At 63.7% G+C, this 12,061-nt stretch carries 11 protein-coding genes; 7 read left to right on the plus strand and 4 right to left on the minus strand.

Annotation, left to right across the window (positions count from 1 at the left end; genetic code table 11):
* Positions 1 to 72 precede the first annotated feature (72 nt).
* The 3 genes from AX756_RS07905 to AX756_RS07915 form a co-directional block, all read right to left on the minus strand.
* Positions 73 to 2,280 (minus strand): malate synthase G, encoded by a 2,208-nt coding sequence (locus tag AX756_RS07905; protein ID WP_163886885.1) that lies wholly within the window; start codon positions 2,278 to 2,280, stop codon positions 73 to 75.
* A gap of 493 nt (positions 2,281 to 2,773) precedes the next feature.
* Complete coding sequence (locus AX756_RS07910; protein WP_068309921.1) at positions 2,774 to 3,295, minus strand: chemotaxis protein CheD; 522 nt, start codon at positions 3,293 to 3,295, stop codon at positions 2,774 to 2,776.
* The gene (locus tag AX756_RS07915; protein ID WP_068309922.1) at positions 3,292 to 4,341 is read right to left on the minus strand and encodes a protein-glutamate methylesterase/protein-glutamine glutaminase; all 1,050 of its coding nucleotides are present in this window, start codon (positions 4,339 to 4,341) and stop codon (positions 3,292 to 3,294) included. Before AX756_RS07915 ends, AX756_RS07910 begins: the two co-directional genes overlap by 4 nt.
* A 530-nt stretch (positions 4,342 to 4,871) precedes the next feature.
* Here AX756_RS07915 and AX756_RS07920 point away from each other — a divergent pair.
* Entirely contained in the window at positions 4,872 to 5,330 is a 459-nt protein-coding gene (locus AX756_RS07920) for a cyclic nucleotide-binding domain-containing protein (RefSeq protein WP_068309923.1), read from the plus strand.
* A 157-nt stretch (positions 5,331 to 5,487) separates the two neighbouring features.
* Positions 5,488 to 5,940 carry a hydrogenase maturation protease gene (locus tag AX756_RS07925; RefSeq protein WP_156461422.1) on the plus strand — a complete coding sequence of 151 codons (453 nt, stop codon included), beginning with the start codon at positions 5,488 to 5,490 and terminating at the stop codon, positions 5,938 to 5,940.
* On the opposite strand, the gene AX756_RS07930 is transcribed toward AX756_RS07925, so the two are convergent.
* The gene (locus AX756_RS07930; protein WP_068309925.1) at positions 5,937 to 6,647 is read right to left on the minus strand and encodes an alpha/beta fold hydrolase; all 711 of its coding nucleotides are present in this window, start codon (positions 6,645 to 6,647) and stop codon (positions 5,937 to 5,939) included. The genes AX756_RS07925 and AX756_RS07930 overlap by 4 nt on opposite strands.
* Before the next feature lie 88 nt (positions 6,648 to 6,735).
* On the opposite strand from AX756_RS07930, the gene AX756_RS07935 reads away from it, so the two are divergent.
* The 5 genes from AX756_RS07935 to AX756_RS07955 all read left to right on the plus strand — a co-directional run bounded on the left by AX756_RS07935 (position 6,736) and on the right by AX756_RS07955 (position 12,056).
* Positions 6,736 to 7,248, plus strand: coding sequence for a DUF2478 domain-containing protein (locus tag AX756_RS07935; RefSeq protein WP_068309926.1), 513 nt, complete (start codon positions 6,736 to 6,738; stop codon positions 7,246 to 7,248).
* Between the two features lie 133 nt (positions 7,249 to 7,381).
* The gene (locus AX756_RS07940) at positions 7,382 to 7,966 is read left to right on the plus strand and encodes an ANTAR domain-containing response regulator (protein ID WP_068310118.1); all 585 of its coding nucleotides are present in this window, start codon (positions 7,382 to 7,384) and stop codon (positions 7,964 to 7,966) included.
* Positions 7,963 to 9,138 (plus strand): CmpA/NrtA family ABC transporter substrate-binding protein, encoded by a 1,176-nt coding sequence (locus AX756_RS07945; protein WP_068309927.1) that lies wholly within the window; start codon positions 7,963 to 7,965, stop codon positions 9,136 to 9,138. The genes AX756_RS07940 and AX756_RS07945 overlap by 4 nt, the downstream gene beginning before the upstream one ends.
* Before the next feature lie 285 nt (positions 9,139 to 9,423).
* Positions 9,424 to 10,794, plus strand: coding sequence for a CmpA/NrtA family ABC transporter substrate-binding protein (locus AX756_RS07950; RefSeq protein ID WP_068309928.1), 1,371 nt, complete (start codon positions 9,424 to 9,426; stop codon positions 10,792 to 10,794).
* Between the two features lie 176 nt (positions 10,795 to 10,970).
* Positions 10,971 to 12,056: an ABC transporter permease gene (locus AX756_RS07955; RefSeq protein ID WP_068309929.1), complete on the plus strand. Its 1,086-nt coding sequence runs from the start codon at positions 10,971 to 10,973 to the stop codon at positions 12,054 to 12,056.
* Positions 12,057 to 12,061 lie beyond the last annotated feature (5 nt).

Raw genomic sequence — 12,061 nt, forward strand, 5'->3', positions numbered from 1 at the left:
GCGCGTAAAGCGCGCGCCCGGCCCAACCATTTGCCCGTCGGCCGCGCGGCCCGCGGGAAACCGGCGGGAGCGCTACGCCTGCGGAGCAGCCGCGTTGGCGCGCTTTCGGGCTTCCTTCGCCTTCACCTGGCGTCGACGGTAATGCAGCGTCGGCTCGGTATATCCCGACGGCCAGTTGCCATCGTTGAACACCAGGTCACAGGCCGCCTGGAAGGCATGGCCGCCATATTCCGGCGCCATCGGGCGATAATCCGGATCGCCGGCATTCTGCGCATCCACCTTGACCGCCATCCGGCGCATCGCATTCATCACCCGAACATCGTCGACAATGCCGTGGTGGATCCAGTTCACCAGCGCCTGGCTCGAAATCCGGCAGGTCGCGCGGTCCTCCATCAGCCCGACATCGTTGATGTCCGGCACCTTGGAGCAACCCACGCCGTGATTGACCCAGCGAACCACGTAACCGAGGATCCCCTGGCAGCAATTCTCCAGTTCATCCTCGATCTCCTGATCGACCAACTCGCGTTCCAGCAGCGGGATGGTGAGCAGTTTCTCAAGCGAGGCACGCGGCCCGTTCGCCGCGCCAGCCGCAAGCTCCTCCTGCCGCCGCGCCACGTCCACGATATGGTAATGCGTGGCGTGCAACACCGCCGCCGTGGGGCTTGGCACCCAGGCACAAGACGCGCCGGCCTGCGGATGACCGATCTTCTGCGCCAGCATGTCCGCCATCCGGTCCGGCATGGCCCACATTCCCTTGCCGATCTGCGCCCGCCCTTTCAGCCCGCAGGCCAGCCCGATATCGACATTGCGATCTTCGTAGGCCGACAGCCAAGCCGAGTTCTTCATCTCCGCCCGCGGCACCATGGCGCCGGCCTCCATCGAGGTCGATGTCTCGTCGCCGGTCCGGTCCAGGAAGCCCGTATTGATGAAACAGACCCGATGCCTGGCCGCTGCGATGCAGGCCGCCAGATTGGCCGAGGTCCGGCGTTCTTCATCCATGATCCCGATTTTCACCGTGTATCGGGGCAGGCCAAGGATCTCTTCCACCATGGTGAAGATGTCATCGGCGAAGGCCACCTCGTCGGGCCCATGCATCTTGGGCTTGACCACATAGACCGAGCCGGCCGGCGCATTGACCGGTCCGCCGCTGCGGCGCAGGTCGTGCAACGCAATGGAGACGGAGGCCACCGCATCCAGCAGCCCCTCGCCAATCTCCGCCCCGTCTTCCGTCAACACCGCCGGTGTCGTCATCAGGTGGCCGACATTGCGCACCAGCATGAGCGACCGCCCCCGCAATCGGGCCGGCGTGCCGTCGGGCCGGGTAAAGTGGATATCCTTGTTGAGCGCGCGCGTGAACGGCTTGCCGCCCTTGGAGACCTCAGCCGTCAGATCGCCCTTCATCAGGCCGAGCCAGTTGCGATAGGCCAGCGCCTTGTCCGGCCCGTCGACGCAGGCCACGCTGTCTTCCATGTCCATGATGGTCGAAATGGCCGCTTCCAGCAGCATGTCGGAAATGCCCGCCGGGTCGTCCTTCCCGATCGGACTCTGCGGATCGATCACCAGCCGCAGATGCAGCCCATGCACCCAGAAGATCACCTCGTGCAGCGTTCCGTCATTCTCGCTCAGGACCGTTCCGGCGAAACAGGACGGCTGCTCCAGCGCGGTGAAACCCTCGCCGAGGCGTAGCCCGAGAATGCTGCCATCGAAGGTGAAACCGGTCACATCAGCCCAGCGACCGGCGGCCAACGGCAACGCCTTGTCCAGATGCGCCTTGGCCCAGGCGATCACCGCGGCTCCACGGTCCGGATCGTAGCCGGCTCCCTCGGGCAGCGAGCCCAGCGCATCGGTGCCGTAAAGGGCATCATACAGGCTGCCCCAGCGCGCGTTCGCCGCGTTCAACGCATAGCGCGCGTTGGTGATCGGCACGACGAGCTGCGGCCCAGCGATGCTGGCCAGTTCCGGGTCGACATTTTCCGTCTGCAATTGAAACGGTTCCGGCTCTTCGCAGAGATAGCCGATATCCTTCAGGAAGGAGAAATACGCCGGCCAGTCCGCTGGCCGGTCGCGGCTGGCAATGTGCCAGGCATCGATGCGCTGGTGAATCTTGGCACGGACATCCAGAAGCTCCCGGTTGCGCGGGCCGTATTCGGCAACCATCCGGGCCAGCCCCGCCCAAAAGGTCTCGCCATCGACCTCAGTACCGGGCAATGCCTCCGTTTCGATGAATTCCGCCAGAGAGGTTTCGACCTGAAGCCCGCTTCGCCCGACATATCCGTCCACGCCATTCCTCCACTGTCCTGGCATTCTTTCCTCGAACAAAACCTATCAGAAATGTCGCCCGCATCAATCTGCGCCGAGAGATTAAGCGGTCGGCCTGCGGGAATACTCAAAAATAGTTGGCGGGCCAGAAGATCGCTTTTTCGGCGTCCTGCGGCTTTTTGCAAATTCTGACAATTATTGCATTCAATCCCACAGGCTCATGCGGAGTTGCGTGCCAAATCGGCTTGCGGGCCGCTCACACAGGATCTCTCGTAAAGCCTTCGAGCAAGCGTTTTTGTCCCAGAGCTTGGCCCATGCAAGGTTGGGGTGGTTTCGTCCGGACAGGCGGTTACTGCCACACGGCAGATCCCACCTCGCGCCGTCCCGGACTCGTTCCTCGGTCCAGATCGCGCTTGCTCCCGAGGGTGATCGCCAAGGTCCGGGCAGGTCAATCTTGCCTCCGTTCGTTGTGGGCGGCCGCAAGATGTCACCGTTTGACATGCACCGGCATTGGTCAGAAAAGTTCGATCTCCGTCGTATTCGGGCGATGCGGCTTTGGGGGGATGTCGATTTTCTCTTCCGGAACCGCTTGCAGGAATTGTTGGCGAACCTTTCCCGTGACAGGCCAGAATTGTATCCTGCGCCCCTGCGTTCCTCCGAGGCTGCTGGCCAGACAAGGGATCCCTTCCCGCCGACAGAAGTCTTCCGCGAATTTTGCATTGGCCTGGCCGATATCGCTCAGCCCCGAGATCATCCGGGCGCCGCCAAACAGCTTCGCCTGAAGCCTGTTCTTTCTTGCCCCATGCCTTAGCAGGTCGTTGATGAGCAGTTCCATCGCATTGGTGCCTATTGAGCGGGACGTGATGTCTCCGCTTTTTCCGTCCGGCACCAGGATATGGTTCAGTCCGCCCAGCCCCGCGTAGGGATCCCAGAGGCAGGTGGAGACGCAGGACCCCAACAAGGTGGTGATATACGTCTCGGTGCACGCCGAAACGGCATGCTCCCCTTGCGTGACATGCAGGACATTTGTCCTCACTTTGCGACAACCCTCGCATGCGGGGACGCAGGCGTGCCGCGTCCGGTTTCTTCAAGAATGCCTGCGGCAATCCGATCGAGATCGAGTGTCCGGTTGGCGCCGCCGATCTCGGTGGCAACTCTTGGCATCCCGTAAACGACACTGCTGTTGCGGTCCTGCGCGATTGTCTGCGCACCCGCCTGCCGCAATTCCAGCATCCCATAGGCACCGTCGCGGCCCATACCTGTCAACAGGACCGCCAGGACCCTGCTCGCAAAAGGTTTTGCCGAGCGAAACAGCATATCCACAGAAGGGCGATGCCCCGATACCTTTTCGCCGGCTCGCAGACGACACATGATCTCCGTTCGCGTTTCCGACAACACCAGGTGGTTCTCACCGCCCGGGGCAATCCGGACCATCCCGGGCAGCAACCTCTCCCCCTCCCGCGCGAGCGCGACATCGGGGCGGACCCGGTTGGACAGGCGCTCGGCGAAGCTGACCAGAAAACTCTCTGGCATATGCTGGGTAATGACCGTGGGCGGGCAGTTTTCCGGGTAGCCCGCGAGCAGACGTTCCAGGGCATCAACCCCTCCCGTGGACGCGCCCACCAATACATACTTCCCGTTCCAGGTGTAACTGGAGGGGGGAGCAGTCACATTTGTCTGACGCGGAACAATTCTCGCATTCGAGGCAACGAAAACGCGATCCGCCAGCGTGTTGATCGTGTCCGGCGCCGCAGCGTTCGGCTTGCCGATGCAATCGACGGCCCCGAGCGAGAGCGCTTCGACCGCGGCAACGCTGCCCTTGTGAGTCTCCGTGGAGAACATCACCACCGGCAACGGGCGAAGCCGCATGAGCTTTTCGAGGAAAGACAGCCCGTCCATCCGAGGCATTTCGACATCAAGGGTGATGACGTCAGGGTTCACGCGCTTGATGACTTCCCGGGCTTCGAACGGATCTCCCGCCTCCCCCACGACGACAAAACGTCCATCTTCGGTCAGATGCCTTCGCACCAGGGCCCGAATGACCACGGAATCATCTACGATAACCACTCGTTTCTTGCTCATTGATCAATCACTCACATCCATCTAATTGAGAAAAGCCAACCACTTGGTGCAGATCCGCCTTCGGAAACCCTCCCGGTCACTGTTACCACCCTTGTCTGTGCAAGTAGCCGGCGCCGCTGCCACGCTGGCCCGCCCAGCCGGCACGATTGCGGTCATCCATGCGCTCGGTTTCTCGGGCCTGGGTCCGAGATTCGGACGCCCCGCAATTGCCTCGACCGGCACGCCCATCCGGAAACCCGATCAAATAACCAAGCGTGTCGAGCAATCTCATCCGTTGAAGACCTCCAGATAACGGCCGGGGCGCAATGCACCGTTTTCACGCAACGAATCGAGAAAATCCGCAGCCTTCTCCCGCGAAGACTGGCCCGAAGGCGTGAAAATTCGCTTAAGTGGAAAGGAAACAGGGGCTGGAGCGTCCGTCGGGCGATCTTGACATGGATCATGCAACCCCCGGGGTCACGGAGGCTAGACTCCGAAGGCCCGGGTGCTCATCTCCTGGGGTGACGGCAAATGGAAGGAGCCTCGTGCCCATGGAACGGATCGAAACCCTGCTGGCCGAACATCCCGATTTCTTCGCTTTCGACCACGAAGAACGCCGGCAACTTGCGCGACATGCGCGGGAGGAGAACTTTCCCGACGGCAGCACGATCTTCCAGGAGGAGGACGAGGCGGATGCGGTTCTGCTGCTTCTCGAAGGGGAAGTTGCTGTTCAAAATGCCCTGCCCGGACGCGATCCAGTCCGAATCGAAACGCTGGGACCGGGCGATATACTCGGATGGGCCTGGCTGATGCCGCCCTTCCGGCGCATGTCCGATGCGGTGGCAATCGGCGATGTCCGTGCCGTCGCCCTCGATGCCGCGGGCGTGCGCGCGCTATGCAATGCGCATCCCGAACTTGGCTACCGGCTCTACCAGAACTGGCTGCCACATCTCGCCGATCGTTTCCGCGCACAGAGGCTGCAATTGCTGAGCGCGTTGGCAAGCCGCTGATTTCCATAACAGGCGTTCGAACACACCCCCCCCATGCATTCGCGCGCCTTGAAATCGGGCGCTCGGCAGACATATCTCAATTGGTGTTATCCTGTTGTTCCGCTGGAAGCGTCCTGTCGCCGATTTCACGGCGAAGGCTTTCCATGGAGAGTTGATCATGAGCCTCCCGTCGACGACATTCTGCATTGGGCTGGGAGCCGATAACCGGCATGATGGCACTGTTGGCCTGTGGCTGGCGCGGACCCTGACCGCGCGCGGAGCGACGCAATGCGTTGCGCTGTCGCGCGATGACGCGGCGCTGATCGAAGCCATGGACACCCATTCCGATGTGATCCTCGTCGATGCGACCCAGTCCGGCCATGCGCCCGGAACCATCACCCGCTTCGACGCCAGCGCCGCTCCGGTTCCGCTCAATGTCTTTCGTCATCCTGTCGGCAGTGTCGGCGCCGCCGAGGCGGTGGAAACGGCCCGCGCGATGGGCTGCCTGCCACCGAAATTGCAGCTTGTCGGAATTGAGGGGAAGGATTTCTCTCCCGGTACCGGCCTGACCCCGCAAGTGGAATGGGCGGCCGCGCGCCTGTTGGACGAACTGCTGCAGAAGATCGGCTAGCCAAGCAGGGACAGGATCATGTCCGAGAGGTCTTCGGGCCGGGAAAGCTGCGGGAAATGTCCGGCCTCCAACGTTTCCACCCGCCGACAAGGGCTCCAATCGCACATGCGCGCCTGCAGCTCGGGCGTCACAGTCCTGTCATGACGGCAGAGGATGTAATCGCGCGCCACCCGCCCGAAACTTTCCGCTCTCAGGTGGATCGGGTCGGTCTGGGGCGCATTCGCCTGTGGTCCGAGGAGTGCCAGCGCGGCCTGTTGCGCTGGCCCGGGCAGATCCTGGAACAGGATATCGCCCGCAAGGGCCGGATCGAGCACGGTCGTGCCCCGCACGGGCCCGCGCCGCACTGCCGGGCCGATCGTCTCCGGCTCCAGTTTCTTCAGCGATAGCAGGCTGTCACCATCCCGCGGCAGGAAGGCGGCAACATAGATCAGCCGCCGCACCCGCTCCGGCACAAGCTCGGCCGCCGCCGATATCGCCATTCCGCCCATGGAATGACCAACGAGAACAGCCGGCTCGCAACGCTCAAGCCGGGCACGGAGCGCTTCGGCATAATGCGCGAGCGTCACTTCTTCCGGCGGTGTGGGGTCGGCGCCATGGCCGGGCAGGTCCACGGCCTCTACATCATGCCCGGCCCCGGCCAGAAGCGCGCTCACCCGCTCCCAGCAATCGGCCCGGCTCCACGCCCCATGCACCAGGATAATGCGCATTCTCCCCCCTCGCGACCCTGCTTGGCCTTCAGTTTCCCACCCCGGATGTGCTAGGCCAGCGGGGAGAACATGACAAGCGGCGGTGCCCATGCGACTGGCCCATACCGGATCCGACATACCGGGCAAGATGAACGAGACCCTGCGCCGGCTGGCCGAGGCGATGCAGGCCGAAGGTGCCCGCGTGGTCGGCGCGGTACAGGTGAATCGCGAGCCCGACAGCGAGGACGTGCCCTGCGACATGGACCTGAAGCTGCTGCCCGACGGGCCGCATATGTGCATTTCCCAGTCGCTCGGCCCGGGATCGACCGGCTGCCGGCTCGACACTGAACAGCTGGAGGCGGCGGTTCATGAATGCGGCCAACGCCTCGCGAAGGGGGCGGACCTGTTCTTCGTCAACAAGTTTGGCAGCCACGAAGCCGAAGGCCGGGGTTTCCGGGACCTGATCGGAACCGCGCTGGCCGAGGACGTTGCCGTTGTGGTTGGCGTCACCGAGGCCAAACTGGACGATTTCCGGGCGTTCAGCGGTGACATGGCCGAGGAATTGCCCTGCGATTTCGATATCCTGTTGGAGTGGTGCCGCGCGGGCATGCAAGGCGCATAATTTCCGGGCATCCCGCACAGGAATTGCGCGAAGCAGGCTCCCATGCCCCAACATACCTCGATTGTCGCGGCAGCATCGGGTTGAAACTGTCCCCATGCTTGCCCGACCCACGGGCAAAGATTCACGGGATGTCATGACAAACCGCCTTTCCATCGTAATTGTCGAACAGGATCGAGAACGCGCCCTGCTGATCGTGGATGCGCTGCGCGCCTCGGGAGATCACGAAATCTCCGTCATCTCCGAGCGTACCGGCCTGTCGCGCCTGATCTCCGAGAAGAACCCCGATGTCGTGCTGGTCGATGTGACCTCGCCTTCGCGCGACATGCTGGAGGAACTCACGCTCGCCTCCTCGCCGCTTGATCGGCCCGTGGCCATGTTCGTGGACCGCTCCGACGACAACCTCACCCGCGCCGCCATCGAGGCGGGTGTTTCCGCCTACGTGGTCGACGGGTTGGCGCCGGGCCGGATCAAGCCGGTGCTCGACGCCGCCATCACCCGCTTTCACATGTTCCACGCCATGCGGGCCGAACTGGCCGCCACCAAGCGCGCGCTGGAGGAGCGCAAGATCATCGACCGCGCCAAGGGCCTGTTGATGAAGGCGCGCGGGCTGGACGAGGACGCCGCCTACGCGTTGCTGCGCAAGGCGGCGATGGACCAGGGCAAGAAGATGGTCGATGTCGCCGAGGCTCTGGTCACGGCGGCGGGGCTGCTCTCATGAATCAAATCCCGCTGACGCTCGGCTATATCCCGCTTGTGGACGCCGCCCCGCTGATCATTGCCCGCGAGCTTGGCTTCGCCGAGCGCGAGGGGCTGGCCCTGACCCTGCGGGCCGCGCCCTCCTGGTCCACGCTGCGCGACCTCGTGGCGCTCGGCCAGATTGAGGCCGCCCACATGCTCGCTCCCGTTCCCGTGGCCACGGCGCTCGGGCTGGGCGGCCTTCCCAGCCGGCTGGATGCGCTTTGCGTGCTTTCGGTGGGCGGCAACACGGTGGGCGTGTCCAACGAACTTGCCGCCGCCATGCGCGCGGCCGGCCACGATTTCGACTTCGCGGATGCCACCGCCGCCGGCAAGGCATTGATCGCGGCCGCGGGCGACCGCCTGCGGATCGGCGTGCCCTTCCCTTTCTCGATGCATGCCGAGCTGCTCTATTACTGGCTCGGTGCGCTCGGGCTGGAAGCGCCGCAAGCGCTGGACGTGCATACCGTCCCCCCGCCGCTCATGGCCGAGGCGCTGGCCTCGGGCGATGTGGACGCCTTCTGCGTGGGGGCGCCCTGGGGCTCGATCGCGGTCGAAAACGGCTCGGGCGAGTTGCTGCTGCCAACCTCGGCCATCTGGGCCTTCGCCCCGGAAAAGGTGCTCGCTGTGCGCCATGACTGGGCCGAAAGCGAGCCCGACCTTGCCAAGCGCCTGATCCGCTGCATGTGGCGCGCGACCCGCTGGCTGGCGGATCGCTCCAATTTCGTCACCGCCTCCGAGATCCTTGCCCGCCCGGAATATCTCAACCTGCCGGCAGAACTGCTCGAACGCTCCCTGACCGGACAACTGACGATCTCCCCGCGCGGCGAACAGCGCCGGGTGGAAGACTATCTCCATTTCCACGACGGCGCCGCGACCTTCCCCTGGCGCAGCCAGGCCGGCTGGATCGCCGCCCGTCTGGCCGCGCGCATGGGGCTCGATCGCGCCAGCGCCCGCCGCGCCGCGCACAGCGTCTTTCGCAGCGATCTCTACCGGGCCGCCCTCGCCGGGCTCGCGGTCGATCTGCCCGGCGCCTCCGAGAAACTCGAAGGCGCCCTCGAACAGGCGACCGAAGTCCCCGCCCAGAGCGGAAGCTTGATTCTGCACCGTGACCGTTTCTTCGATGGTCAAATCTTTGACCCGGGCGCCATTTGACGCCCACAGATTGAGCAGGCGGCGTACCCGACCCATAAGAACCTCGAAAAAGGCCCACTAGCTGCATCGCAGCATTGACCCAAAGCAGCGCAGCATCCCTAATAAACCTGTCTCCGGGGCAAGGGCGTCCCACCAGAGACATCGCTCCGATGATCCGGGGCATCCCGAGCAAAGCCGCTTGAGTCTTATGTCGTGTCCTCCTCCCACACGACTCCGAACTCAGCGGCTTTTTCTTTTTTCGGCGCCCCACCTCCCGAAACGCGCCACCGACAGACAGAGGTTTCAATGAACAAGACTCTTGCCCTGGCCCTCGCCGCTTCAACGGCCCTGACGGCCCCGGCCCTCGCCGAGATGCTGGACGTCGAGAAGGATGAGCTGACCTTCGGCTTCATCAAGCTGACCGACATGGCCCCGCTCGCCGTGGCCTACGAGAAGGGCTATTTCGAGGATGAAGGGCTCTTCGTGACACTCGAAGCGCAGGCCAACTGGAAAGTGCTGCTCGACGGCGTGATCGGTGGCCAGCTCGACGGCGCCCACATGCTTGCCGGCCAGCCGCTCGCCGCCACCATCGGCTTCGGCACCGAGGCCCATATCATCACCCCCTTCTCGATGGATCTGAACGGCAACGGCATCACCGTGTCCAACGAGATCTGGGCGCTTATGAAGGAACATGTCGAGCACGATGCCGAGGGCAAGCCGGTCCACCCGATCCCGGCCTCCGCGCTCAAGCCCGTGGTCGACGCCTTCGCAGACGAGGGCAAGCCCTTCAACATGGGCATGGTCTTCCCGGTCTCCACCCACAATTACGAGCTGCGCTACTGGCTGGCCGCCGGCGGCATCAAGCCGGGCTACTACTCCCCCGAGGACGTGACCGGCCAGATCGACGCCGAGGTACTGCTCTCCGTCACCCCGCCGCCGCAGATGCCCGCCACGATGGAAGCCGGCACGATCTATGGCTACTGCGTGGGTGAGCCGTGGAACCAGCAGGCCGTGTTCAAAGGCATCGGCGTGCCGGTCATCACCGACTATGAGCTGTGGAAGAACAATCCGGAGAAGGTCTTCGGCATCTCCGCCGCCTTCCAGGAAGAGAACCCGCAGACCACCATCGCCGTGACCAAGGCACTGATCCGCGCCGCCATGTGGCTCGACGAGAACGACAACGCCAACCGTCCCGAAGCCGTGGAGATCCTGTCGCGCTCCGAATATGTCGGCGCCGATTACGACGTGATCGCCAACTCCATGACCGGCACTTTTGAGTACGAAAAGGGCGACAAGCGCGAGGTTCCCGATTTCAACGTGTTCTTCCGCTACAACGCGACCTACCCCTATTACTCCGACGCCATCTGGTACCTGACCCAGATGCGCCGCTGGGGCCAGATCGCCGAGGCCAAGCCGGATAGCTGGTACGACGAGGTCGCCAAGTCGGTCTACAAGCCGGAAATCTACCTCGCCGCCGCCGAGAGCCTGATCGATGACGGCCTGGCCACCGCCGACATGTTCGACTTCGACACCGATGGCTACAAGGCCCCGACCCCGGCCGAGGATATCATCGACGGCATCGCCTATGACGGCCGCACCCCCAACGCCTATCTCGACAGCCTGCCGATCGGCCTGAAGGGCGATCAGAAGGTCGTGGGCAACGAAGTACAAGGCTGACCGACCTGCCGGCCCACCGTCTCCCGGGCCGGCACAAACGGGATGGCGGGCGGGGCGATGCTCGTCAGAGCGAGCGTCCGTCCCGCCATCCCGACACTGAACAATCCGAACAGCCATTTCCGAGCAAGGGCAGCGCCCTCGGGCCCCAGCTCCCCGCCAGACCTAGGATAGCCAAGATGACCGCCATCGACCCCGTCAACACCAGCACCCAGGAGGCCGTTGAGGCCCGCAAGGCCCGCCTCTTCACACGCATCAACAAGGCCGATTCCTGGTTCAAGGTGCTTGGCCTCTCCTTCATGACCCCGCTGCTCAAGGCCGCCGCCGGCGACAATCCGAAAGCCCAGATGAAGGAAATCTGGATCCTGCTCGGTGTCCCGCTGCTGTCGATTCTCTGCTTCCTGCTGCTTTGGGCCAACCTCGCGCCCAAGGTGCAAACCTCCCTCGGCGCCGTCCCCGGCCCGGCGCAAGTCTGGGAACAGGTGGAAAACCTGCATGAAGACGCCAAGCGCGAATGGCAGAAGGAAGAGGATTTCTACACCCGTCAGGACACGCGCAACGCCAAGCTGGAAGCGGCCGGCAAGTCCGACAAGGTCAAGCACCGCCAGTACACCGGCAAGCCGACCTATTACGACCAGATCTGGACCTCGATCCAGACCGTGTTCTTCGGCTTCCTGCTGGCCTCCGCGGTCGCCATCCCGCTCGGCATCGTCGCCGGTCTCTCTCGCGCCGGTGAAGCTGCGCTGAACCCGATCATCCAGATCTTCAAGCCGGTCTCGCCGCTGGCATGGCTGCCCATAGTCACCATGATCGTCTCTGCCACCTACACGACCAATGACGGCATGTTCACCAAGTCCTTCCTGATCTCGGCCATCACCGTGACGCTCTGCTCGCTCTGGCCGACGCTGATCAACACCTCGCTGGGTGTGGCTTCCATCGACAAGGATCTCGTCAACGTCTCCAAGGTCCTGAAGATGAACACCTGGACCAAGATCACCAAGCTGGTGCTGCCCTCCGCCCTGCCGCTGATGTTCACCGGCCTGCGCCTGTCGCTCGGGGTTGGCTGGATGGTGCTGATCGCCGCCGAGATGCTGGCGCAGAACCCGGGCCTCGGCAAATTCGTCTGGGACGAGTTCCAGAACGGCTCCAGCCAGTCGCTCGCCAAGATCATGGTCGCGGTCTTCACCATCGGCATCATCGGCTTCCTGCTCGACCGCCTGATGTTCGCGCTCCAGTCGCTCTTTACCTTCTCCAACAACCGGTGACCCAG

Origin of the sequence: Aliiruegeria sabulilitoris, from assembly GCF_001558155.1 — a bacterium.
Lineage (GTDB): Bacteria > Pseudomonadota > Alphaproteobacteria > Rhodobacterales > Rhodobacteraceae > Tropicimonas > Tropicimonas sabulilitoris.